Origin of the sequence: Salinibacter grassmerensis (assembly GCF_947077765.1) — a bacterium.
Taxonomy (GTDB): Bacteria; Bacteroidota; Rhodothermia; order Rhodothermales; family Salinibacteraceae; genus Salinibacter; species Salinibacter grassmerensis.
The window spans coordinates 555,513-580,441 of sequence record NZ_CAMTTF010000002.1 but is presented as its reverse complement, the minus strand read 5'-3'; the positions used below and the strand labels follow the sequence as shown (position 1 = coordinate 580,441).

General features: G+C 65.7%; 19 protein-coding genes and 1 pseudogene. 12 read left to right on the top strand and 8 right to left on the bottom strand.

Going from position 1 to position 24,929, the window contains the following annotated elements; translation table 11 throughout:
• Positions 1 to 55: 55 nt before the first annotated feature.
• From OJB03_RS06560 to OJB03_RS06540, 5 genes are all read right to left on the bottom strand, one after another.
• Positions 56 to 724 (bottom strand): RecX family transcriptional regulator, encoded by a 669-nt coding sequence (locus tag OJB03_RS06560; protein ID WP_263786100.1) that lies wholly within the window; start codon positions 722 to 724, stop codon positions 56 to 58.
• Between the two features lie 114 nt (positions 725 to 838).
• Positions 839 to 1,786, bottom strand: a complete 948-nt coding sequence (locus tag OJB03_RS06555; protein ID WP_263786099.1) for a hypothetical protein — start codon at positions 1,784 to 1,786, stop codon at positions 839 to 841.
• 66 nt (positions 1,787 to 1,852) lie between these two features.
• Positions 1,853 to 4,498 (bottom strand): TonB-dependent receptor, encoded by a 2,646-nt coding sequence (locus OJB03_RS06550; RefSeq protein ID WP_263786098.1) that lies wholly within the window; start codon positions 4,496 to 4,498, stop codon positions 1,853 to 1,855.
• A gap of 135 nt (positions 4,499 to 4,633) precedes the next feature.
• Positions 4,634 to 5,836, bottom strand: coding sequence for a FecR family protein (locus OJB03_RS06545; protein WP_263786097.1), 1,203 nt, complete (start codon positions 5,834 to 5,836; stop codon positions 4,634 to 4,636).
• A 140-nt stretch (positions 5,837 to 5,976) separates the two neighbouring features.
• The gene (locus OJB03_RS06540; protein WP_251979944.1) at positions 5,977 to 6,531 is read right to left on the bottom strand and encodes an RNA polymerase sigma factor; all 555 of its coding nucleotides are present in this window, start codon (positions 6,529 to 6,531) and stop codon (positions 5,977 to 5,979) included.
• Between the two features lie 292 nt (positions 6,532 to 6,823).
• Between OJB03_RS06540 and OJB03_RS06535 the strand changes: the two genes are divergently transcribed.
• Positions 6,824 to 7,108 carry a hypothetical protein gene (locus OJB03_RS06535; RefSeq protein WP_263786096.1) on the top strand — a complete coding sequence of 95 codons (285 nt, stop codon included), beginning with the start codon at positions 6,824 to 6,826 and terminating at the stop codon, positions 7,106 to 7,108.
• A gap of 206 nt (positions 7,109 to 7,314) precedes the next feature.
• Here OJB03_RS06535 and OJB03_RS06530 read toward each other — a convergent pair.
• A pseudogene (locus OJB03_RS06530) lies at positions 7,315 to 7,728 on the bottom strand (septal ring lytic transglycosylase RlpA family protein); the annotation flags it as partial.
• A gap of 286 nt (positions 7,729 to 8,014) precedes the next feature.
• Between OJB03_RS06530 and OJB03_RS06525 the strand changes: the two are divergent.
• The 11 genes from OJB03_RS06525 (at position 8,015) to cimA (ending at position 24,053) form a co-directional block, all read left to right on the top strand.
• Complete coding sequence (locus OJB03_RS06525; protein ID WP_263786094.1) at positions 8,015 to 10,519, top strand: heme lyase CcmF/NrfE family subunit; 2,505 nt, start codon at positions 8,015 to 8,017, stop codon at positions 10,517 to 10,519.
• Between the two features lie 21 nt (positions 10,520 to 10,540).
• Positions 10,541 to 10,975, top strand: a complete 435-nt coding sequence (locus OJB03_RS06520) for an SRPBCC family protein (protein WP_263786093.1) — start codon at positions 10,541 to 10,543, stop codon at positions 10,973 to 10,975.
• A 767-nt stretch (positions 10,976 to 11,742) separates the two neighbouring features.
• Positions 11,743 to 13,533, top strand: a complete 1,791-nt coding sequence (ilvB, locus tag OJB03_RS06515; protein WP_263786092.1) for a biosynthetic-type acetolactate synthase large subunit — start codon at positions 11,743 to 11,745, stop codon at positions 13,531 to 13,533.
• Positions 13,534 to 13,631: 98 nt separating this feature from the next.
• Positions 13,632 to 14,279, top strand: coding sequence for an acetolactate synthase small subunit (gene ilvN, locus OJB03_RS06510; protein WP_263786091.1), 648 nt, complete (start codon positions 13,632 to 13,634; stop codon positions 14,277 to 14,279).
• Positions 14,280 to 14,356: 77 nt separating this feature from the next.
• Entirely contained in the window at positions 14,357 to 15,403 is a 1,047-nt protein-coding gene (gene ilvC, locus OJB03_RS06505) for a ketol-acid reductoisomerase (protein ID WP_263786090.1), read from the top strand.
• A 64-nt stretch (positions 15,404 to 15,467) separates the two neighbouring features.
• Positions 15,468 to 16,565, top strand: a complete 1,098-nt coding sequence (gene leuB / locus OJB03_RS06500; RefSeq protein WP_263786089.1) for a 3-isopropylmalate dehydrogenase — start codon at positions 15,468 to 15,470, stop codon at positions 16,563 to 16,565.
• A 174-nt stretch (positions 16,566 to 16,739) separates the two neighbouring features.
• Positions 16,740 to 18,380: a 2-isopropylmalate synthase gene (locus OJB03_RS06495; protein WP_263786088.1), complete on the top strand. Its 1,641-nt coding sequence runs from the start codon at positions 16,740 to 16,742 to the stop codon at positions 18,378 to 18,380.
• Positions 18,381 to 18,473: 93 nt separating this feature from the next.
• On the top strand, positions 18,474 to 19,883 hold the full coding sequence (gene leuC / locus OJB03_RS06490) for a 3-isopropylmalate dehydratase large subunit (protein ID WP_263786087.1): 1,410 nt from the start codon (positions 18,474 to 18,476) through the stop codon (positions 19,881 to 19,883).
• Positions 19,884 to 19,942: 59 nt separating this feature from the next.
• Entirely contained in the window at positions 19,943 to 20,566 is a 624-nt protein-coding gene (gene leuD, locus OJB03_RS06485; RefSeq protein ID WP_263786086.1) for a 3-isopropylmalate dehydratase small subunit, read from the top strand.
• A 109-nt stretch (positions 20,567 to 20,675) separates the two neighbouring features.
• Entirely contained in the window at positions 20,676 to 22,388 is a 1,713-nt protein-coding gene (ilvD, locus tag OJB03_RS06480) for a dihydroxy-acid dehydratase (protein WP_263786085.1), read from the top strand.
• 60 nt (positions 22,389 to 22,448) lie between these two features.
• Positions 22,449 to 24,053, top strand: coding sequence for a citramalate synthase (cimA, locus tag OJB03_RS06475; RefSeq protein ID WP_263786084.1), 1,605 nt, complete (start codon positions 22,449 to 22,451; stop codon positions 24,051 to 24,053).
• 2 nt (positions 24,054 to 24,055) lie between these two features.
• Here cimA and OJB03_RS06470 read toward each other — a convergent pair whose 3' ends face one another.
• Complete coding sequence (locus OJB03_RS06470) at positions 24,056 to 24,529, bottom strand: hypothetical protein (protein WP_263786083.1); 474 nt, start codon at positions 24,527 to 24,529, stop codon at positions 24,056 to 24,058.
• A 100-nt stretch (positions 24,530 to 24,629) separates the two neighbouring features.
• Entirely contained in the window at positions 24,630 to 24,920 is a 291-nt protein-coding gene (locus tag OJB03_RS06465) for a DUF2470 domain-containing protein (protein WP_263786082.1), read from the bottom strand.
• Positions 24,921 to 24,929 lie beyond the last annotated feature (9 nt).

Below are 24,929 nucleotides of genomic sequence, written 5' to 3'. Positions count from 1 at the left end.
TGACAGAAGGGCGTCGTTGGTCGGGCGCGGAACGACGCGTCGTGTTCGCGTCTGCCTACGCAGGGGAGCGCCCCCCCTCGCGCTCCAACTCGTCGAGAATGGGGCGAATGGTTTCGGACGTGAAGCCGCGACGGCGGAGGTACCGGTACATTTTCTGCCGGCGACGACGCGGGTCGTCCTCGTCGGCCAGACGCGGCCATCGGGATTCGGCGTGCTCCCAGGCCGCCGCAGTTGGGTCTTTGTCTTCGAAGAGCGTGTCGACCGCCACATCGGCCAGGTGCCGGTCGATGCCCCGCTCTTCTAACTCGCGTCGGATGCGTACGGGGCCGTACCTCTTGCTGGAAAAGCGGTTGTGGGCATAATCGTGCGCGTAGGCCTCGTCGTCAAGGTATTCCAGTTCGTACAGGCGGGCAATGACGTCGTCGATCACGAACGCCGGCATGTCGTTCCGCTTGAGTTTTCGGCGCACCTCCGTCTCTGTGCGCGGCTTGTGCGCGAGGTAGTCGAGTGCCGCCTGCTTGGCCTCCACGTACTGCTCGTCGGCCTCGACCTCGCGCATGTCTTCAGCCGTAAGGGTCATCCCGACCGTCAGCCCGTGCTTGACCACGAGGTCCTCGTGCACCCCAAACGCAAACTCTTCATCGATGAAGACCGACACCCGGTTCTCGTTGTTGACCTGGGGGTCAAGGCGCGTAATCGTTCCCTCCGGCGTCTCCTCGGACATGTGGCTCAGTGGATCTGCAATGGAGTATGCACGTCGAGTGGCGATTGCCGCCGTGTACTATTGCGGCTGTTTTATGCCTAGCCTCCGCGCTGGATTCTCCGCGGACCGTGCCTTTCACGGGACGTAGCACTTTTCCCCCGTTTCCTCCACCACGCGACGCAACGAATCGATCGCGATTCCCGTGGCGATGCCGAGCCCCCCCTCCACGTTCGACACCGGCTCGCGCCGCTCTGGATCGTCGCGGCTTCGGGCAAACGCCGCGAACGCGGTGTCGCCGCGAGTAAGCGTCACGGTGAGGTCGTGCCCGGGAAGCGCCGAGGTGCTGCCCGCGACGGGCACCGCGTAGACGCCCCGCCACGCCCGGTGGCCGTTCCGAGCCCGAAACTGGTCTTCGCGCCGCACGTCCACCGGCTCCAGGAAGAAGTTGACAACCCGGGACGAGAACTCAGCGGTGTCGGGCCGGAGCTGCGGCCGCACCCAGTGGGTCGTGTCCGCTCCCGCTGGAAGTGCCCCCACCGGCCACTCCACCGACACGTTCACCGGATAGAGGTACCCTTGCTCCGCAGGGAGGTCGAGCGAGTCGCGACGCAGCGAGTCGACGCGGACGGCCTGCACCGGAGCATCCGGCACCTCGACACAGACCTCGCCCAGGTCGATGGGGGGCGGAGTTCGCCCCCGGGCCTGTGCGACCTCGCCCTGCCACTCAACCGTAAGGGCCCACGGAACGCCTGCCGGCACCGTCCCGAGGTCTTCTCCAGGGACGTACAGCCCTGGCCGTGAATCATGCTCCTCGTACGGAACGGGCTCTCCGTCCAAAACGAACTCGATGGCCGCCCCGTCCGCCGCGTTCTCATCCCGACTGCCGGGCGCGTTGAGCGGGCGTGTCCGCCGAAGGGTGATCGGAAGAAGCGGACGGTCGGTCGCAAAGAACGCCTCCACCACGAGCGACTGCGGCTCTGTGGGGTCCGCCAGGTCGCATCGCCCCAGGGCCAGGATGAGCCCGGCCATCAGGAGCACGCCCGCAAGAGCTCGAAACGTGTGTCGCGCCGTCTCTCGGTGCATTCGGTGTTGTGTCTGCGAGCGAACGGTCAACCGGTTCTATACTCGATCTTCTGGCGCCCGGCCCCCCTATAACTCCATCTCCAACTCCACCAGGGGGAGAATCGGCAGTCCCCGCTGACGGTTGACGGCGATGCCCGTCTCGGTGGGCCGGTACGTCTGATCCAGAATGTTGTCGCGGTTGGTGACGTTGGAGATGTCCACCGTGGCCGTCCAGTTCGCGGAGAGCAGTTGGAACTGGTAGCCCACGGTCAGGTCCACCCGGAGGTAGGGCGGAAGTCGCCCGTTGTGAACCTGCGGGCGGTATAGGTAGGTCGTCGGTTCAGCCGCCGTGGGGTCGCCCAACTGGTAGCGGGCCTCCGGCACCGTAACGGGATAGCCACTGCGCACCTCCGCGCCCACTGTGGCCCGCCAGTGTGCCCCCTGCCACCCGAGCGTGCTGCGAACCGATACGGGCACGTCCAGACCCGACGGGCGCCAGCGAAGGCCCGATCGGGCAGGGGCCTGGATAAACGTGCGGCCCGTACTCAGTCCGAACCGTGCCCGCCACGAACCCTGCTCGTAGCGCGTGCTAAGCTCAAGGCCAAACGCCCGCTCGGCTCCGGTCACATACTGGCCGAGCAATGCCCCAACCTCAATCCCCGGGCCCTCAATACCGTCCTTCTCTTGAAATACGTCGGCCGGCACGAGGGTGCGGCGGGTTTCTCGGGCGTACGCGTCGAGCTCCAGGCTCCATCCGGGCCGTAGCTGCGTGTACGTCCCGAGCCCCAACTGCCCCCCGGTGGCGGGCCGGACGCGGTCACTCGCCGGAATCCATCGGCTCGACACCAGGTCGTACGCCAGCGAATACCGATCCCGGAGGCGCTGCAGGTGCTGCACGTGCAGGCCGACGCTCCCCTCCACGACGAGCCACCGCGGATGCACCACGTGCTGCGCGCTGAGTCGGGGCGCGAGGTGCACGTAATCGCCCCCGCTGAAATAACTCGCCCGCACCCCCGACTCCACCGTCCATCGGGGGGTGGGGGTCCACGTGTCTTGCAGATACCCCGCCACCTTCGCGGCGGAAACGCGACTGTCCTGAACGCGCCGGGTGGACGTCCCGCTCGACCGCTGCAGGTCGCTGTCGAGCGTGCTCTCGAACTGAAGTGTAGAGACTTCCAGCCCGCCGGTCCACTCGTGACTCACCGAGTGGTGATAGTCGGCCTGCACCTTCACCCCTGCGTCGGAGAGCTGGACCCGGTAGTCGGACGTGAGCGACGCGGTCGTGGTCGGTTGCACAAACGATGCCTCCTGGGCTCGATACCCGGAGTAATACCCTGTCGTGGTGAGAAACAGGTCGTCACCGGCGAGGTAGCGGTGCTGGCCACTGACGACCCGATTGTCCCAATTCTGGGCCACCTCAAACAGGAGATCGGCCGGGCGCAGCCAGGACGAGAAATCTAGGGACAGATCAAACGGAAGGCGGAGGTCCAGGTCGTCCCCCCCGTGGTAGTAGCTGAGCGAGAGCCGGTGGTTCGGCCCGAAGCGATGCGTGAGCTTCGCACTGGTGTCGAAGAAGTAATAGCCCGTCCGGAGGGTGTCGCGGCGCCCGTTGTCCCCCGTCACCGGGTGGCGCCGCCCGATGAGCTTGTCGAGGTACGAGCGCCGCCCCGACACCATGAACGACGTGGACTCCGTGAGGGGCGACTCGACCCGAAACCGCCCGCTGAACACGCTGAGCCCCGCCACGGCTTTCGGCGCGCGTCGGCTTCCATCTTTCATCTGCGCGTCGAGCACCGCCGACAGGCGCCCCCCGTGCTCGACGGGAAAGGTCCCCCGATAGAGATCCGTGGAGCGGAGCGTCTGGGTCTGGAACGTCGAGATGAGGCTGAAGGCGTGCCACGGATGGTAGACCGGAGCGCCGTCGAGGAGGTAGAGGTTCTGGTCGGGGTTGCCCCCTCGCACGCTGAGGCCCCCACTCGTCACGCCCGATTTTCGGACGCCGGGCGTCCACTGGAGGGCACGGAAGAGATCCGGCTCTCCGAATGTAGGCAGTTGGCCGAGCCGGTTCAGTGCGACTGAGCTCATGCCCGGAAGGCGCTCGTTATCCTCAAGGCCCGTGGATCCCGCTTCTACGACGACCCCTTCCGACTGGATGGACGTGCCGGTCAGCGAGATGCGAGCAGGCTCGCCCCCGGCCGTAATCGTGGTGTCTATGCGCTGGTACCCCAGGTATGAAATGCGCACCGCGTATGTCTCCGGGGGCAGGCCGGACAGCACAAAGTAGCCGTCCTGATTTGTCGTCGTCCCGGCCTTCAGTTGTGTGAGGTAGACGTGTGCGCCCGGCAGCCGCTCGCCCGTCTCCGCATCGCGCACGTATCCTTTGAGCGAGGTGCGCGGGGCAGCCTCCGTACTGTTGTTCTCCTCCTCCGAAGTCGCCACGAGCACGTACTGCCCGCGCCGTACTCGCTCGGCCTGGACGCCCGTGCCCTTCAACACACACTCAAGGGCGGCCTCCCGATTGCCCCCTGTATACGAGCAGCTCGTCGTGCGGTCCCGGACGAGCCGCTCGGCGTAGACGAGATCGAGGTCCGTTTGGGCACGCACCTCTTCCAGGGCGTCCGTCAGCGGGGCCTCAGCGACGCGGATGTTGATGGGCGCCTGCGCTCGGGCCTCCGCTCCCCCCGAGACGGCTCCTCCTATCAGGAAAACGATGACACAGAGAAAGCGCGGCACGGTCCTCGCTGGTGTAGGCCCGGAAGGTAGACGAGCACTATTTTACTCTCGACACGGGCCCTCGTTCAGCGAATGCCAAATTCCCTGCACGTGCTAGAAGCAGCGGATCCACGTGCACGCCTACCCGAAAGCCGCTCAGGACGCAGGGTCGAGTCGATAGGTGTCCCCTTCCCTCCGCACATCTGCCCCCAACGTGCGGGCAATTGTATTGAGCACCTGCCCCACTGACTGATCCCGCTCGAAGGTTCCGGTGACGGGTTCCTCGGCAAGGCCGGGCGCCACGGAAATAGACACCCCGTAGTGGTCGCGCAGCCGTTCCGCGATGGCGCGTGTGGGGGCGGCCCGGAAGACAAAGAGCCCGGTCCAGTTCAGCGTCGCGGTGAGGTCTACGGGCGCGGGGGACGTGGGGGGGGCTCCACTTCGGACTGTGCTGCGCTCGCCGGGGGCCAGCACCACCGGCTCAGTTTTGTTGTTCTCGCCCGGCCCCACGCGCACCTGTCCGTCCACGAGCACAACCTCCGTGGTGTCGTTGCTGGCCGCAATCCCAAATTGCGTCCCGAGCACCTCGGTACGGGCCGCGGGCGTCGTCACGACGAACGGCACATCGTTCCGGGCGGTGACGTCGAAGTAGGCCCGGCCGCGCGCCAGCGTGACGCGTCGCTCCTCGGCCGCGTCCATCCCGGGTGTGTAGGACAGGGTGGACGCTCCCACGAGCCGGACTGTCGAGCCATCCTCAAACTCCACCTGCCGCTGCTCGCCCGCCTCCGCCGTGACCGTCGTCCGCTCCGCCCCTTGCGGCCCGTAGAACACAGCGAGGACCGCAGCACCAAGTAGAAGGGCCGCAACGGTGAGGCGCCACGCCCACCGGTGCCCGGATGCCTCCCCCCGGGCACTCGCGGAGCGCTGAGGGGCCCGCTCGTTTCGGTCCGACTGCGACCGACGATTCGTCTTGTTCCCCGCGGCACGGATCTCCTCGCGGTGCTGGGCCCACACCGTTTCGAAATCGGCCCGTTCGTCCTGGACCCGTTCCACCACGCGCTGGAGGGCCGGAACAGCATCGAGGGCCTCGGCAATGTCGTGGCGCGCCGCGTCAAGGGCATCGGCCTCTTCGGACGTCAGAAGGTCCTCCCGGCCCTCTTCGGCCAGTGCGTACAAGACGAGGAGGCGCCGGTCGGGGAGGTGCTCCTGCAGGCGCTCGCGCAGCCGAGTGCGCACCCGCTCCCAGCGCGCCCAGCCATCGGCCAGCGCCGGATTTTGATCGAGCCGCTCCCGCAACTTCGCCCGCTGCTCAGGAGAAAGGTCATTCTCAAACAGAAGGGGCTCGTACGCGTCGTCCATGGTCCGAATAATCGCATCCGTCAGGAAAAGAACCGACTCCGAGGCCAGGGGGCCCGTGTGGCGCTCCACGCCCCCGGATTGATCCAGGCAGGGAGTTAGCCGCCCCCGGCGCGGGGAAAGTAACAGTCCCGGAAATTTGATTACATTCCAAAAAACCAGGCGAGAAGAAGCAGGGCCGTCAGCGCGTCTTTCATGGTCTCGAAGGCACGCTTCACCTGCATCTTGACCGCCGCTTCCGTCGTGTCGAGCATCTGGGCAATCTCCCGGTAGAGATACCCATATTCCCGCAGCTCCATGATGCGCTGTGCCTTGGGCGTGAGGGCGTCAAGGGCCTTTTCCACATCCACCTGTGCGCTCCGGTCTTCCGGGTCCGTCGACTGTCCCAAGGGCAGATCGGGGTCGCGCAGGTGCTCCTTCATGTCGTAGCGCCCACGGTAGTAGTCCTGTAGCTCGAACAGGGCCGCCTTCATGGCGAACGACTTCAGGCTGCCCGGCTTTTCAAGGTCATCGAGGCTTTCGTGGATGCGCACCAACGTATTCTGCACTAAATCATCAACGTCGGTTTCAGCCCCGATGCGCTTGATGAAGTAGCCCCGCAGAATAGGCTCTAGACGGCGCAGAAGCCCGTTTCGGGCCTGCTCATCCCCGTTCTGGGCATCTCGAACACGATCCGGATCGAACGCAGACTCAGGCATAACCGAGGGCCGACACGGCGGACGAGCAGGAACGACGGCAGAGCCCCCTCCTTCCTCCAGGCAAGACGGAGCTGCCTCGGCGAACCGATGGACTTCCGCGTCGTATAAGCGGTGATTTTACCGGGGTTGTGGGTGCCTTCATTCCGAAGTGCATGCCTCAATGTTTACAAAATGCTGATTGCCCGGTCGTGTCCTCCGTTTCAGTCTCGTCTGGAGGCCACTCACATCCGGCGGACAATCCCCACGTCGTCTGCCTCGCACACACTGTCCCACCTAATCTCTCTGTACGACTATGAGCCTGTACGACCTGCACGACGCAACGCTTAACGACATGGAAGGAGAGGGGTTCGCCTACTCAGAGAAGACCGTCTACGGCAAGGCCTACAAGGGCGTCTTCTTCGGGGAGGACGAAGAACAGATTGAGGACCTCGCCACTGAGGAGGAAGATGCCAACTTTGAGGGCATCCTCTACGACCGAAGTCGTGAGCGCGAGAAGAGCTTCTCGGTTGAGATTACGGATGTGGTGAGCACCCCGTCCGGCGAGCGGGCCGACTTCGTGGCCACGGAGAAGCCATAGCGCCGTGTCCGTCGCGTTTTGTGCTCAGTGAGGGGGTCGCACCTGTTCGTCGGGGCGACCTCCTTTTCTGTGGCTTCCGGGTCCTCGTTTTGCCGGTCGCCCTGCCCTTCGGGCAAACGCTACCATCCTGCGTTCGACGATTCCGGGGGCGACGGCTTCGTCGCTGATGGCGCCGTGGTCATGGAGGCCGTGCCCGCCGGATACGAGACGATCTCCAGTCGCACCTCCGCGAGCCCGTCGCGAATCATATTCAGGCGCCCGGCCGCCGTCTTCGAAAGGTCGATGATGCGTCCATCCTTGAACGGCCCTCGGTCGTTGATGCGCACGACCACGGACGGTTGCGTGGGCGCATCGATTCGGGTGGTGCGGACACGCGTGCCGAATGGCAGGGTGCGGTGGGCGGCCGTGAGCCCCTCGTGGTCGTAAATCTCTCCGTTGGCCGTCGTCCGGCCCACGAACTTGTCCGCGTAGTAGCTGGCGATTCCTTCGGCGGCGGGAAGACCCCGCTCCCCAATGTGCTGTGTCGACCCACACCCCGCCAGCACCCCGCACAGCAGGAGCAACGCCCAGCGGCAACCGGGGCGTGCACTTCGCTCTGTCGGGTGCGATCGTACCTTCACGGGGCTGCGGGACGGTGGAATATTGGGACGGATTGTCGTCTCCCGGAAAGCAATCTTGACTTCAAGGTTCCCCGCTGAGCCCAGCGATCAGCCGAGCCGGACTGCACGGCGTTCGGCACACCGGGTCCCTATGGAATCGCCCCCCCGCCCCCGGCACCGCACATTCGTTGAAACGTTCGCGTACTAATTCAACATCCCTCTTCTGACACCGTCTGAGACGGAACCGAGCCCGGCGCCGTATTTTCAAGAATCTCCGCTTTCTGACCTGGTTTAATTGTCTTCCCACATGCTCGGTACAATCGGCGAGCTTCTTCTCTTGAGCGCCTTTGTGGCGTGTGGCGTGTCGGCCATTACCTTCTTTTGGGCAGCCCAGGCCGACGGAGACACGCATACGGCAAAGACATGGAAGCGGGCGGGCCGCTGGGCCTGGGGGGCTATGAGCACGGCCGTGGGGGCCGCGTCCGGGGTGCTCTGGTACATGATTCTGACCCACCAGTACCAGTACGCCTACGTCTACCAGCAATCGTCAAACGACCTCCCGGGGCACTATCTCTTCTCCACGTTTTGGGCCGGGCAGGAAGGCTCGTTCCTCTTCTGGGCCCTCATGATGTGCGTCGTGGGGGGGCTCCTCATTGCCTACGTCCAGCGGGAGTACGAGACACCGGTGATGGCCGTCGTGGGCCTCTGCCAGATCTTCCTGCTGTCGATGATCATGGGCCTGCAGTTCGGCCCTGTCGAGATCGGCTCCTCGCCGTTCATGACCCTGCCGGAGAAGTTTGCCGATGCGCCCATCTTTCAGCAGAACCCGGGCTTCGTGCCGGCGGACGGGCAGGGGCTCAACGACCTGCTTCAGAACCCCTGGATGACGATCCACCCGCCAATTCTCTTTCTGGGCTTCTCGGCGATGGTGGTGCCCTTTGCCTTCGCCCTCGCGGCGCTGTGGAAGAAGCGCTACACGCAGTGGGTGCGTCCGGCCCTGCCGTGGACGCTCTTCGCCGTCATGGCGCTGGGCGTGGCCATCTCAATGGGCGGATACTGGGCGTACGTCACGCTCTCGTTCGGCGGGTACTGGGCGTGGGACCCAGTTGAAAACTCGTCGCTCGTCCCCTGGCTCTTGGGCGTGGCGGCCTTTCATACGATGCTGGTGCAGAAGAAGAGCGGATCGAGCCAAAAGGCCTCGCTCCTCCTTTCCATCGCCGCGTACCTGTTCGTCATCTACTCCACGTTCCTCACGCGAAGCGGGATCTTGGGGGACGTGTCGGTGCACTCATTCGTGAGCCTCGGCCTCTACAATCAGCTGCTGCTCTGGATCGCCACCCTGGGCGTTCTGGGCATCGGGCTGTTTACGTACCGGTACGGCGAGCTGCCCGTACCCGACCAGGAGCCGCGCACCCTCTCCCGCGAGTTCATGATCCTTTGCGGCGCGGTCCTCCTCACGGCGACGGCCGCCGTCATCATCCTTGGCACCAGCGCCCCCATCTTCGGCCAGATCTTCCGGGACAACCCGTCGGCCGTTCCGCAGTCGTTCTACAACCAGTGGACCCTGCCCCTGGCGCTCGGCTTCGTGTTTCTCGCCGGGCTTGGCCAGCTCTTCTGGTGGAAGAAGATGGACGTGGCGACGGTGAACCGGGTTCTCCTGAAGCCGCTCGCCCTGGCCACCGCGAGCACCATCGCCGTGCTCATCCTGACGCCGTTCGCGGAGCAGGCCCTTGTCATCCCGGCGGGCACCGGGGCTGCCCCCCAGACGGCCTCGGCCAGCTTGACGGGAAGCCTGGCCGACTTCTGGGCGGCGTACGGACAAGCCCTTCAGATGCTGCTCCTGCTCTTTGTGGGCTTCTTCTCGCTGTTCGGCAATGGGGCCGTGCTCTGGCGGATTCTTCGGGGCAACCCCCGGATGGCCGGTGGGGCGCTCTCGCACGTCGGCTTCGCCCTCGTGATCCTGGGCATCATCGCGTCCAACGGCTTTGATCAGGCCCTGCCCCGCATCGGCGAGCCCACGGCCGCGGACGAGGACAAGATGCCGCGCGAGAACTTCGTGGTGGCGAAGGGCCAGACGCGCGTCGTAAACGGGTACCGGGTCACCTACGAAGGCGAGACGACTACCGACCGGGGCCGCGGCCAGTACATCCTGGACGTGCGCGATCCGCAGGGACGCGCCCACACCTTCACACCGGTGGCATACCAGGGCAGCAATGACCAGTGGTTTAAGCATCCGGACGTGAAGGCCTTTTTGGAGAAAGACCTCTTCGTCGCCGTGACGCCCAAGGAGGCAACGGGCGTCGCCCAGGACGACGGTCCGCCCGGCGGCGAGTTCCAACTCGCGGACGGTGACTCGACCACCCTCGGGGACCGAGAGTACGCGGTCGCCTTCCACGGATTCGAGGTCTTGAAGGGACCGGACGGGGCCATGGAGACGACGGCGACGGACGAGCGCGTGCCGGACGACGCGCAGATGGCCGTGGGGGCCCGCCTTCGGGTTACCAACATCGACACCCGAGAGACCCGGTCGCTCATGCCCATCTACCTCGTGATGAACGACAACTCGCAGCAGTACATCGAGAACCGGATCGCGGACTGGGACCTCCGAATGAGCTTTACCGAGATGGATGCAAACAACGGCGAGGCGACCTTCGCCGTGGAGGGCGTCGACGTGATGCCGGAAAACTGGGTGGTGGTACAGGCCTATACGAAGCCATTCATCAGCGTCCTCTGGGCCGGTATCATCGTGCTCACGCTCGGCTTCGTCGTCTCCATCGGGCGCCGCGTGCAGGACATCCGGCTCCGCCGCTAATCTTTTCAGTCGGCCCTCCTCATGGTGAACGTTCGCGATCACATCGATCTCACTGTGCCGGTGGACCGGGTGTTCGACTTCATGGATGCCCCCACCCGCCAGGCCCAGATCACGCCGAGCCTGTCGGAATCTACGCTTCTCGAGCGACTGCCAAACGGCGGATCTCGGGCCCGCTACGCCTACCGAATCCTCGGATTGTCCTTTTCCGGCGAGGTCCGTGCGACCAATTACGTGCCGAACGAGCGCATCGTCTGGAGCATGACGGGCGACCTTCAAGGCACCCTTCGATGGTACTTCGAGCCCCTTGACGGCGGGTGTCACTTCACCTATGCAGCGACGTATCAGGTCCCAGGGCCGAGCCTGTTGCACCCACTCGCCCGGCCCCTCATCCGGCGCTACAACGAACGCGAAGTTCAGGCCCTTCTGCGTAATCTGGAGGCACAGGTGACGTCGTAGCCCCAAAGCTCCCAAGCACGTCCTCTCGTCTTGACTTGGGCACCTGGTCTCACCCCTCCCGGACCCCAATACCATGAATACGACGTGAACTTAAATTCTTCTTGCACTTCCGATAAACAAATTTTTGAGGCCTATTGGAGAATCAGGTAAATACATTCGCCGCCTGGTGACGCCTATTCAACTTTCTTCGTATCGGAAGCGCTTCGTATCGGAGGATTTCCCGTCCTGAACATAGTGCCTAGTTTTCCTTCTATCCTTGACACGGCACTGCGTGTCCCTCTAGTTGGGGTCTACCTTCAAAGGACGGCCTATCCGTACCGATGACGTCTTCCTCGCAACCCACCTTCTTGGCGTCCAATCCGAGTTCTCCCTCTGTTCAGGGAGACTGGGCCTCCATGGGTCGTTCGATCACACCCAAAGGGATTGCCGTGACGGGACCCGTGCCCACCGCGCTTCGGCGTTCGGCACGTGTCCTCCTTCTTATTGCGATTCTTGCGGACTAAAAACCGACGGTCAATCCCTTCCCAGCGATGACATCAGGTATCGTGCGGTGCCGAGGGGTTGACCCTCGCCCCCCTCACCCCCGATGCCTGAGCCCATGTCCAGCGTCATCGCGTTCAACCCCTGGTCTTCTTCCGGGACCGCTGTACGCCCGTCCGACGTCTCGGCGACCCCTACGGCATCGGGGCTTCTACCAGGTTGTTCGAAACCCTCTCGCGTGCCCTCTTTCCCCGCGACGTTTTCTTTACACTAGGCCACCACGACCGATGCCGACCGATACCGTGCAGTCTCCCAATTCAGACGTTCCCGCTTTGAACGGCGCTTCGGACGCGCCCACTCTGAAAGGCTCCGAGATTTTCGTCCGCGCCCTCGAAGAAGAAGGCGTGGACCGCATCTTCGGCCATCCGGGCGGGGCCGTCATCAAGATCTACGACGCGATGGAGCGCATCCAGCCGTCGTACGACCACGTACTCGTCCGACACGAACAGGGCGGCACCCACGCCGCCGAGGGCTACGCCAAAGCCACCGGTCGGGTGGGCACCATGCTCGCCACCAGCGGGCCCGGGGCCACCAACACCGTGACGGGCATCGCGGATGCCTACCTCGACTCGGTTCCCATCGTCGTCTTCACCGGCCAGGTGCCTACCCATCTGATCGGCAACGACAGCTTTCAGGAAACCGACACGACGGGCGTCACCCGCAGCATCACAAAGCACAACTTTCTGGTGCGGGACGTGAACGAGCTGGCCTCTACGGTTAAGCAGGCCTACCACATTGCCCGCACGGGCCGTCCAGGGCCCGTCGTCGTGGATATTCCGAAAGACGTGCAGATGGATGACGCCCCATTCATCTACCCCGAGGAGCCGGGCCTGGATGGCTATTCTGTCCCCGGCGCCGCGGCTCCCACACAGGTGGACCGGGCGGCAGCGATGATTGAGGAGGCCGAGAAGCCACTTCTGTACGTGGGGGGCGGGACGATCAACGCCGACGCCCCGGAGGTTCTCACTGAGCTCGCCCGCACGGCCAACATTCCGGTCACCACTACCCTGCACGGACTCGGTGCATTTCCGGAGACCGACGACCTCGCGCTCGGCTGGCTCGGCATGCACGGCTTTTACCACACCAACATGGCCGTGCAGAACGCAGACCTCATCATCGCCATCGGGGCCCGGTTCGACGACCGCGTTACCGGCGACGTGGACGCGTGGGCGCCCAACGCGGAGATCATTCACGTCGACATCGACCCCTCCTGCATCTCCAAAAACGTGTACGCCGACTGTGCCCTCATCGGCGACGCCCAGACGGTCCTGGAGCAACTCCAGCCGAAGATCGAGCCGAAGGACACGTCCGACTGGCTCACTCAGATCGACGAATGGCGGGGCGAGTGTCCGCCCTACGAATACGAGAGTCCCGAGGACGACGAGATCGCACCGGAGTCCGTCGTGGACGCCCTGTACGAGAAGACCCAGGGAGACGCGGTGATGGTGTCCGACGTGGGACAGCATCAGATGTGGGTCTGCCAGTACTACAAGTTTGGGCGAACGCGCTCCCACATCAGCTCGGGCGGCCTCGGCACCATGGGCTTCGGCCTGCCCGCGGCGATGGGCGCGGCCTTCGGCATGCGCGAGGGGCGCGACCTGGACGTCATCTGCGTGAGCGGCGACGGCGGCTTCGTGATGAACGCGCAGGAGCTGAGCGTGGCGGCCCGGCACGGCCTGCCCCTCAAGATCGCCGTCCTGAACAACAACTACCTCGGCATGGTGCGGCAGTGGCAGTCCCTCTTCCATGAGGACCGCTTCAGCCACACGAACCTGCGCCCGACAAACCCCGACTTCGTGAAGCTCGCGGAGGCGCACCACTGCGTCGGCCTGCGCGCCACCTCGCCCAGTGAGGTAGGCGAGGTGATTGACGAGGCCTGGACGGTCGATGATCGGCCCGTCGTGATGGAATTTCGGGTGCCGAAGGAGGAGATGGTCTTTCCCATGGTCCCCGCCGGCGCCGCCAGCGACGACATGCTCACCGAGATGTTCGACAAGGACGCGATGGCCGACACCTGACGCGCGCAGCCCGTGGTGTGGGGGCGGAGCCCGCCCCACGCCTCACGCATCCCCCCTGATCGGAAGATTCCCTACTTCGAATAAGCCCCCCGATGCCGATGTCCGAAGAGCCCCTCACCCGCCAACAGATCCGCCGGAAGCGCAAGTTTGGCGAGCCCCTCTTGCCGGAAGAAGAGGACGAGACCGACCAGGAGCACCGGCACATCATCGCCGTCACGCTCGACAATACGATTGGCGCGCTCAACCGCGTTACGAATCTCTTCTCGGCGCGGGGCTTCAACCTGGAGAGCGTCGCCGTGGGGGAGACCGACGAGCCCTCCGTCGCCCGCCTTACGCTCGTCACGGTGGGCAACGACCGCATCGTGGCTCAGATTACGCGCCAGCTCGACAACCTCGTCAACACCTACGACGTCACCGATCTGACCGACGCGGAGCACGTGGAGCGCGAGCTCTGCCTGCTCAAGGTCCAGTACACGTCTGAGACCCGGTCGGAGGTGCTCGACATCAAAGACATCTTCCGCGGGCGCGTCGTCAACGTGACGCCGGAGACAATGGTACTGGAGGTCACCGGCCCAACGAAGAAGGTCACTGCCTTCGTCGGCATGATGGAGGAGCACGGGATCGAGGAGGTCGCGCGCAGCGGGCAGGTGGCGATGCACCGCGCTCTGGAGTACGAGGCGCCCAACCCCCTTGCCTCCGCCGACGCTGAGCCCTCCACCAACGGCGCCTCTTCGGACGGCGAGTAGCCCCACCTGTGGGGCCCACTGCCGGTGAGCGCCGCCCCCTATCCATTTCCTTCCCTCTCTCAATCCGTACTCCCGATATGGACGTCCACTACGACGCTGATCCCTCTCTCATCCACGACAAGCAGGTCGCCGTCATCGGCTACGGCAGCCAGGGCCACGCCCACGCCTTGAATCTACACGACAGCGGGGTCGACGTGGCTGTCGGGCTGCGCCCGGGCTCCTCCTCTCGTCCGAAGGCCGAACAGCAGGGTCTCACGGTAATGGACGTCGGCGAGGCGGCCGCGTGGGGGGACGTGGTGATGCTCCTCATTCCCGATCAGCACCAGAAGGACGTCTACGAGGCGAAGATTGCGGAGCACATGACGCCCGGCACGGCCCTCGGCTTCGGACACGGCTTCAACATCCACTACGACCGCATTGAGCCGCCCGAGGCAGTCGATGTCTTCATGGTAGCGCCCAAATCGCCCGGCCACCTTGTCCGCCGCACCTACGCGGACGGCAGCGGTGTGCCGTGCCTCGCGGCGGTCGACCAGGATTCGTCCGGCGGCGCAATGGCCCTCGCCCTCAGCTACGCCGATGCCATCGGCGGCACCCATGCGGGCGTCATCGAGACGACCTTCAAGGACGAAACCGAAACCGATCTGTTCGGCGAGCAGGCCGTGCTCTGCGGCGGCTCACAGGCCCTGATCCAGGCGGGCTTCGAGACGCTCGTCGACGCGGGCTACCCCGAAGAACTAGCCTACTTCGAGTGCCTCCACGAGCTAAAGCTGATCGTGGACCTCTACTACGAAGGCGGCCTCGAGTGCATGAACCACTCGGTAAGCGATACCGCCGAGTACGGCGGCCATACGCGCGGTCCCCGCGTGATTGACGACACGGTGCGGGAGGAGATGCAAACGATCCTTGAGGAGGTGCAGTCCGGCGAATTTGCCGACGAGTGGATCGAGGAATACGAGCAGGGCGCGCCGCAGCTCCAGGACGAACGCACGGCCCTCACGGAGCACCCGATCGAGCAGGTCGGCCAGAAACTCCGCGGCATGATGCCCTGGCTGGACGGCGACGAGGCGTCGGAAGACGAGAGCGCCCCCGGCGCGGCGGAGCAGACCCCGGCCCCGTCGAACTGACCGCACGCGCCGACGCCTCAGACACTGGCCTCAACGCAATTCACCCGCACGCTCACAGTCTAGAATGGACGACACACGATCGTACGACATTGCCTGGCTTCCCGGTGACGGCGTCGGCCCGGAGGTGACGCGGGAAGCACTCCGCGTACTGGAGGCGGTGGGCTCGGCCCACGGATTTTCCGTAACGGCCACGGAGTACCGGATCGGAGGCGCGGCACTCGACGAGACGGGAGCGCCGTTTCCTGCCTCCACCCGCGACGCATGCCTGGAAAGTGACGCCGTCTTGCTCGGCGCGGTCGGAGGCCTGCAGTGGGCCGACACGACCGGCGACCGGCGTCCCGAGAGCGGCCTCCTCGCCCTGCGCGAGGCCCTGGGCGTCTACGCGAATCTGCGTCCGGTCCGCGTGCCAGAGGCCCTAACCGACGCCTCGCCCCTTCGCCCCGGCCGTGTAGGCGGCACGGACCTCCTGTTCGTCCGCGAACTGACCGGCGGCATCTACTTCGGCACGCCCGAGGGCCGCACCGACGACGGCGCCCGGAGCACGATGGAGTACTCGAACGACGAGATCGAGCGCATCGCCCACGTCGCCTTTCAGCGTGCCCGGCGGCGCGACAGAGAAGTGACGTCCGTCGACAAGGCGAACGTGCTGGAGGTGTCGGGGCTGTGGCGCGAGGTCGTGACCAAGGTCCACGACGAATACCCTGACGTGACCCTTCGCCACCTGTACGTCGACAACGCCGCGATGCAGGTGGTCCGAGACCCGCGCCAGTTCGACGTGGTACTCACCAGCAATCTCTTTGGCGACATTCTCTCGGACCTCGCGGCGGCCCTCCCCGGCTCGCTGGGGCTTCTGCCCTCCGCCAGCGTCGGGGGCACAGTGGGCCTCTTCGAACCGGTCCACGGCAGCGCCCCCGACATTGCTGGCCAGGGCGCTGCAAACCCCACCGCGGCCATTCTAAGCGCTGCCCTCCTGCTCGACGAATTCGGTGAGACAGCGGCCGCCGACGCGATCCGACACGGCATCGACGCGGCCCTGGAGACCGGACACCGTACCGCCGACCTTGCGCCGGACAGAGAGGAGCCCGCCTCGACCGCCGTCTTCGGGCGAGCAGTCGCTCGCCACGCCGCCGACTACACGCCCCAAAATGCCCCTACGCCATGACCTTTTTTGCTCCCCATGAGTGGGCGCCGCCTGTTCCAGAGGGCCGTCCCCTCCGTGGCCGCATGCGCCTACTCCTTATCGAGCGTCCGGACGTGACGACCGACGCGGCGTCCGGGCGCGTCTCCGCCCCCCAGGCTGCCTCCCCACGAACCACATTCAGCGTCTCCACAACCGATGAGTGACTCCATTACAATTTTCGACACGACCTTGCGCGACGGCGAGCAGGCGCCCGGCGCCTCGATGACCGTCCCGGAGAAGGTCCGCATCGCCCACCGGCTGGCGGATCTAAACGTGGACGTTATTGAGGCCGGCTTTCCCATTTCGTCCCCCGCCCAGACCGAGGCCGTGGCCCGCATCGCGACCGAGGTGGACGGCCCGGTCGCCTGTGCCCTCGCCCGAACGAAGGAGGACGACATCGACGCCGCCGGGGAGGCCCTGGCCAACGGGAGCGACACGCGCCTCCACACCTTCATCGCGACGAGCGATGTTCATATCGGGGCCAAGTTCGACGCCCTCGGGGACACGATGACCGAGAAGCGGGAGGCCATCATTCAGCGCGCCGTGCGCGCCATCGAGCAGGCCCTCACCTACACCGACAATGTGGAGTTTAGCGCCGAGGACGCCGGGCGCACCGATCCGGCCTTTCTCTGCGAAATTGTGCAGGCCGCGGCCGAGGCCGGCGCCACGACCATCAACATTCCAGACACAACCGGGTACTGCGCCCCGTCGGAGTACGCGGACCTTTTGACAACGGTGGTCGACTGCCTGCCCAGCCCAAACGCAGTGACCCTTTCCACCCACTGCCACGACGACCTCGGCCTTGCCACGGCCAACACGCTCGCGGGCATCCGGGCGGGCGCCCGACAGGTCGAATGCACGATTAACGGCATCGGCGAGCGTGCCGGCAACGCCGCACTGGAAGAGATCGTCATGGCACTGACCGTGCGGGCAGACGAGTTCGACGTGAACGCGGACGTGCACACCAAGCACCTGACGCCGACCAGCCAGGTGGTCTCGGCGGCCACGGGCTTCCCGGTGCAGCCCAACAAAGCCATCGTGGGCAGCAACGCGTTCAGCCACGAGGCCGGCATCCATCAGCACGGCGTGCTCGAGGAGCGAACCACCTACGAAATCATGTCCGCCGAGGATGTGGGGCAGGACGCCGAGCAGATCCGGCTGGGCCGCCATTCCGGCCGCCACGGCCTCTTCAACCGCTTGGAGGCCATGGGGCACACGGTCCCCGACGGCCACCGCGATGAGATCTACGATCGGTTCCTCGACCTGGCCGACCGCAAAAAGGAGGTGTTCGAGGAAGACCTTGAGCAGATGATGGACGACTTCGGCGACGACGCGGTCGCGACGGCGAAGGGCCTCCCCGACAGCGGGGCCGCCCCCAACGGCAGCACGCCCGCCTACCGGCTCGACCATTTCTCCGTACACCTCGGCTCGGACGACGAGGCGCAGGTCTCGGTGCGTCTACAGCGCGACGACGGCTCGATCCGTGAAGAGCAGACCACGGGGGAGGGCCCGGTGGACGCGCTCTACCGCGCCCTCGATCACGCCGTGGACGCCCCCCACACACTGGTCGACTACTCGATCCGCTCCATCAGCGAGGGGGCCGACGCGCAGGGCGAGGTCGAGGTCACCATCCGCTACGGCGAAAATCAGTTCGCCGGCACGGCCCGCAACACGGACGTCATTCGGGCCTCCGCCGAGGCGTACGTCGACGCCCTGAACCGCCTCGTCGCCGCCCGCGAGCACGCCGAGTCCGTCGAATTCGTGCAAAACGGCATCATGCACACGTACAAGGAATGATGCGTGAAACGCGCTGCGGGCAAGAATGGCAGCCTCGCGTGTCGCGTCCGCCCCAAACTCCAGCGTCTCCCTTCAGATCGACTTCCCCCTTCAATGTCCAGCGGCACCCTCTACGACAAGGTTTGGAACCAGCACACCGTCCGCGAACTGCCCACCGGCGAGACCCAGTTGTTTGTGGGCCTGCACCTGATTCACGAGGTGACGAGCCCGCAGGCGTTTGGCATGCTCGAAGAGCGTGACCTATCGGTGGCGTTCCCCGACCGCACCTACGCCACCACCGACCACATCATCCCCACGGCCGACCTGGAGCGCCCCTTCGGCGACGACCAGGCCGAGACGATGCTGCAGGTACTGGAGACGAACACCGAGAAGTACGACATCACGTTCTTCGACCCAACATCCGGGGCGCAGGGCATCGTGCATGTTGTGGGACCGGAGCAGGGCCTCACCCAGCCCGGGATGACCATCGTCTGCGGGGACTCACACACGAGCACGCACGGCGCCTTCGGCAACCTCGGGTTCGGCATTGGCACGAGTCAGATCCGCGACGTGCTGGCGACCCAGTGCATCGCGATGGAGAAGCAAGACGTGCGGCGCATCCAGGTCAATGGGGCCCTCGACGAGGGGGTCTACGCCAAGGACATCATTCTTAAGATCATTGGCGAACTAGGGGTGGAGGGCGGCATCGGATACGTCTACGAGTACGGCGGCCCCGCCATCGAGGAGCTCAGCATGGAGGGCCGGATGTCCATCTGCAACATGAGCGTGGAGGGAGGTGCTCGCGCGGGCTACGTCAACCCCGACCTCACGACGTTCGAGTACATGAAGGGCCGGCCGCACGCCCCGACCGGGGCGGCCTGGGAGCGGGCCGTCGATTGCTGGCAGGACATCCACTCCGATCCGGATGCCACCTACGACGACACGGTGACGTTCGACGGCTCGGCCATCGAGCCGATGGTGACCTGGGGCATCACGCCCGGCCAGGCCCTCGGCATCTCGGAGCCCATTCCGGATCCGGCCCGGATGGACTCGGGGGACCGGGCCACGGCCGAGAAGGCGCTCGATCACATGGACCTGCGGCCCGGTCGCACGATGGAGGGGGTCAACGTGGACGTCGTGTTCCTCGGCTCCTGCACCAACGCCCGCATCGCCGACCTTCGCGAGGCCGCCTCGCTCCTGGAGCGACTGGACCGCCCGGTGGCCAACGATGTGCGGGCGATGGTCGTCCCCGGCTCGCAGGGCGTGAAGCAGCAGGCGGAGGACGAAGGCCTGGCCGACATTTTCCGCAACGCAGGCTTCGACTGGCGCGGCGCCGGCTGCTCGATGTGCCTCGGCATGAACCAGGATCAGCTCGAGGGCCGCGAGCTCTGCGCCTCCTCTTCCAACCGCAACTTCATCGGCCGCCAGGGAAGCAAGGACGGCCGCACGGTGCTGATGAGCCCCGCCATGGTCGTAGCGGCGGCGGTGGAAGGCGAGGTCACCGACGTGCGGACGCTGCTGTAGATGCCTACGAACGAGCCCCCGCAAATCCCGAATTCTCTGTCCTCAAACTTCCAACAGCCATGCCCGCTACTGCCGACGAGTCCAAAGCGGTTTCGTCCGTCACCGGCCCCGCCGTCCCCGTCCGCGGCAACGACATCGACACCGACCAGATTGTCCCCGCCCGCTTCCTCAAGGAGGTCACGTTCGACAACATGGGCGAGTATGCCTTTTACGACGTGCGGCGCGGCGACGACGGCACCCGCAATGACCACCCGTTTAACCGCTACCCGAACGCCAACATCCTGGTGGTGAACGAGAACTTTGGCTGTGGCTCCTCGCGGGAGCATGCCCCGCAGGCCCTCATGCGATGGGGCATCGACGGCCTCATCGGCGAGTCCTTCGCCGAGATCTTTGCCGGCAACTGCCAGGCCCTCGGCCTGCCCACCGCCACCGCGGGCCACGAGACCGTGGAGTGGATCATGGCCCAGGTGACGGCCGACCCCGCGCTCGAACTCACCATCGACGTGGAAGAGGAAACCGTCACCGTCGGCGACGAGACGACCGACGTAACCATCAGCGACGCGCAGCGCGAGGCGCTCCTGCAGGGCGTCTGGGACACCACCGCCCTCATGAAGAGCTACATGGATGAGGTGGAGGCGACCGCCGGTTCTCTGTCCTACCTAAACGATTTTGCCGGCTGCTAAGCGTCAAGTGATGCGGGAAGACGTGAGGGGACAAAAGCCTCGCGTTTTACGCATCACGACGTTCAATGGAAGCAGCACGACCTTTCTTTTCCACTCTCCTCCCCTGCCAATGTCCTCCACCAACGGCCACTCCTCCAAAATCCAGAGCCAAGACGTCACCGAGGGCCTCGACCAGGCGCCGGCCCGCGCGATGTTTCGGGCGATGGGCTACGACGACGCCGACCTCGACCAGCCCCTCATCGGCATCGCCAACCCGGCGGCGGACGTGACGCCCTGCAACGTGCACCTCGACGGCCTTGCCGACGCCGCACGCGAGGGGCTCGCCGAGGCTGGCGGGACCCCCATCGAGTTTGGGACCATCACGGTGAGCGACGGCATCTCGATGGGCACGGAGGGCATGAAGGGCTCGCTCATCTCCCGCGAGGTGATTGCCGACTCGGTGGAGCTCGTGGCCTTCGCCGAGCGGCTCGACGGCCTCGTCATCATGGGCGGCTGCGACAAGAACATGCCGGGCATGATGATGGCGGCCATCCGGGCCGATCTTCCAAGCGTCTTCCTCTATGGCGGGTCCATCATGCCGGGGCACCACCGCGGGCAGGAGGTCACGATCCAGAACGTGTTCGAGGCGTGCGGGGCCGTCGCCACCGGCCAGATGACCGAAGAAGAGCTCGACGAGATGGAGCGCCACGCCTGTCCCGGCGCCGGGTCCTGCGGCGGCATGTTCACGGCCAATACGATGGCCTCCATCAGCGAGGCGATTGGCTTTGCGCCGCTGGGCAGCGCAAGCCCTCCTGCCGAGACGGAGGCGCGCAATGCCGTCGCCCAGGAGGCCGGACGGCTGACCGTCGATGCAATCGAGGAACGGCGTCGGCCCTCCGAGTTCCTCGGCAAGAAGTCCTTCGAGAACGCCATCGCCCTCCAGGTGGCCGTGGGCGGGTCCACAAACGGCGTGCTCCACCTGCTCGCGATGGCGGCGGAGGCGGACATCGACCTCTCGATTGAGGAGTTCGACGAGATCAGCCGGCGGACGCCCAAGATCGGCGACTTTCAGCCCGGCGGCTCCCGCGTGATGAACGACCTGCACGAGGTGGGCGGCGTGCCGGTGGTACTGAAAGAGCTTCTCGATGCGGGCCTGCTGCACGGCGAGGCCCAGACCGTGACGGGCGAGACCATCGCCGAGGCCCTCGACCGCGTCGACCCGCCCGCCATCGCGGACCTCGATGTCGACTACCTCTACCCCGTCGACGCCCCGAAAAACGAAGAGGGGGCCATTCGCATTCTCACCGGCAACCTTGCGCCCGATGGCGCCGTTCTGAAGATCACCGACGCCGACGACTGGCAGTTCAACGGCACGGCTCGTGTCTTCGAGAGCGAAGAGGACGCGACGGCCTACGTCCAGAATGGCCGCATCGAGTCGGGCGACGCCATCATCATCCGGAACGAGGGCCCGAAGGGTGGCCCTGGCATGCGCGAGATGCTTGGGGTAACCGCCGCCCGCGACGGGCAGGGACACGCCGAGGACGTGGCCCTCATCACCGACGGGCGCTTCTCCGGGGCCACCCGCGGCCTCTCCATCGGCCACGTTGCGCCCGAGGCCGCGGCCGGCGGGCCCATCGCCGCGATCCAGGACGGAGACCCGATCATCATCGACGTGTCGGAGCGTCGCCTAGCAGTCGACCTATCCGATGCCGAATTGGAGAAGCGCCTCGAGGATTGGTCCTCCCCCGATCCGCAGTACACGACCGGCGTTCTCGCCAAGTACGCCGCCCTCTTCGGCTCCGCCGCGGACGGGGCAGTCAGCCATGTGCGTCCGGACTCGTGACGTGCCGCCGCCCGCGGTTCCACGCGCTTCCGACGCCCCCACGCCCAGACGCAGACGATCATGGCAGACTCGGTTGAACTCTTTGATACGACGCTCCGCGACGGCACACAGGGCGAGCACGTCACCCTCTCGGCCCGCGACAAGATGCGGATTGCCCGTCGCTTAGACGCGTTCGGAATTGACGTGATCGAGGGCGGCTGGCCCGGCTCCAACCCGAAGGACCAGGCCTTCTTCGAAAAGGCCCGCCACGGGGAGGCCTGGGCGCAGACATCGATCTGCGCGTTCGGCTCCACCCGGCACGCGTCCAATGCCCCGTCGGAGGACGCCAACCTGCAGGCCCTGGTCGAGGCCGCGACCGACGTGGTCTCAATTTTTGGCAAGTCGTGGACCCTGCACGTGGAGCAGGCACTCGGGGTCTCGCCAAAGACCAACCTGGAGTTGATTCGGTCCTCCGTCGCCTTTCTCCACAGGCACGGAAAGCGGGTGATCTACGACGCCGAACACTTCTTCGACGGCTTCGCCGACAACCCCGAGTATGCCCTCCGCACGCTCCGGGCGGCCGCTGAGGCCGGAGCGGACACACTCGTCCTCTGCGACACGAACGGAGGCTCCCTTCCCCACGACATCCACCGCATCACGGCGACCGTCGCCGACGACGTTGACGCGTCCCTCGGCATCCACGCCCACAACGACGGGGGGTGCGCCGTGGCCAACAGCCTCGCCGCCGTGCGGGCGGGAGCGCGGCACGTGCAGGGCACCATCAACGGCCTCGGCGAGCGCTGCGGCAACGCCGACCTCTGCACCGCCATTCCCGACCTGCAGCTTAAGATGGGCCTCGAGTGCGTCGCCCCGGGCCGGCTCGACGATCTGGTTGACCTCTCCCGGTTTACCAACGAGGTGGCCAACCTTGACCCCAACGACGGCGCGCCATACGTGGGCCGCAGCGCGTTCACCCACAAGGGCGGCGTGCACGTCTCGGCCGTTATGGAGGAGCCCAGCACCTACGAGCACGTGGAGCCAGAGGTGGTTGGCAACCGCCGACGGGCCCTCGTCTCCGATCTCTCGGGCCGCAGCAACATCCAGTACAAGGCCGAAGAGATGGGCATCGATCTCGGCTCGGATGCCGCCGCGCGGGCCGTCGAGCGCATCAAGGACCTGGAGCATCTCGGCTACGAGTTTCAGGGGGCCGAGGCCTCGTTTGAGCTTCTTCTGCGCACCCTTCAGGATGAAGTGCCCGACTTTTTTGGCCTCGACCGAATGCGCGTGTGGAGCGGACAGGACGACGATGAGCAAACCGTCGAGGCCTCCCTCGCCCTCACCGTACGGGACGAGCGCACCCTGGCCGTCGCGGAGGGGAACGGGCCCGTCGATGCCCTTTCAAACGCCATGCGGGAGGGGCTTCTCTCGTTCTACCCCTCGCTCGACGATGTGCGCCTCTCCGACTACAAGGTCCGGGTGCTTACGCCTCAGGACGGCACGGCCGCGACGGTCCGCGTGCTCATCGAACACGGCGACGGCACGAGCACCTGGAACACCGTGGGGGTCTCCGAGAACATCCTCGATGCGAGCTGGCAGGCCCTGGCCGACGGCATGCGGTACGCCCTCTTCCACGCGGCCCCTACCTCAGACACCAAGCAGGTTCCGAGCCCCGCGGCCTCGGCGTGACGCTACGCCGACACGGGTTCGGAAGTCTCCTCCGTGCCCCCGACGGCCAGTTCGGGAACGGCCTCGCTCACGTGGCCGTCGCCGCGGTGGTCCGCGACGGTCCGTGTCCGGACGGCCCCGCGCCAGGCTGCCGTCAGCAACTCGTAGTCCCGTGCCTGCCACGCATCGGACACCCCTTCCACACACTTAAACCCGTAGGCCACCGGCGAGAGGCTCGCCCGCGGGGCGCTCGACAGACTCAATACCTGCGAGCGGCCGAGGCCAAGCCGGAACCCGCCGTGGAGCTGGCCGAGCACGCACTGCTCTCCATCCTCCAGCTCCAGCGTTTCGGCACTCACCCGACGATGCCATCCTGGATCTACCTCGTCGAGGTACGTTGCCCCCCGATCTACCCGCTCCTGCACGCGGTCCTCCGTGATGCGTCGGGTGCGACGGGCCTGCCACCAATTTTGGAGCCGCTCAATGAGTGCGTACATGGCAGTCGGGATGTATTTGGACTGCAGTATAATGTATGGAAGCGTACCAGCCCCCGACTACGGGGATCCCCTCTGACGAGACCCCGGCGGGGAGATCACGTTATCGTTCCGCGGCGTCCTGGGCCGCCATCGCCATCTCCACGAGCGCAGCCCGGGCCTCGTCGACCGTGTCGAGGGGCGCGTCGAAGTCGATGCGCACCGGCACCGTGGCGCTCTTCTGCTCTACCTCGAGGTCGAAGCCCTCCACGTCGATGCCCGTCATGCGTACCCCCTCTACCTCCGTCACGTCCCCGTACGCCTCCGCGTAGCGGACTAAATCCTCGGAGTGGGCGTCGTTCATATGCCCTACGATACGACTCACATCTTCGGGGGAAAACACGTGATCTGCCATGGTCGGACG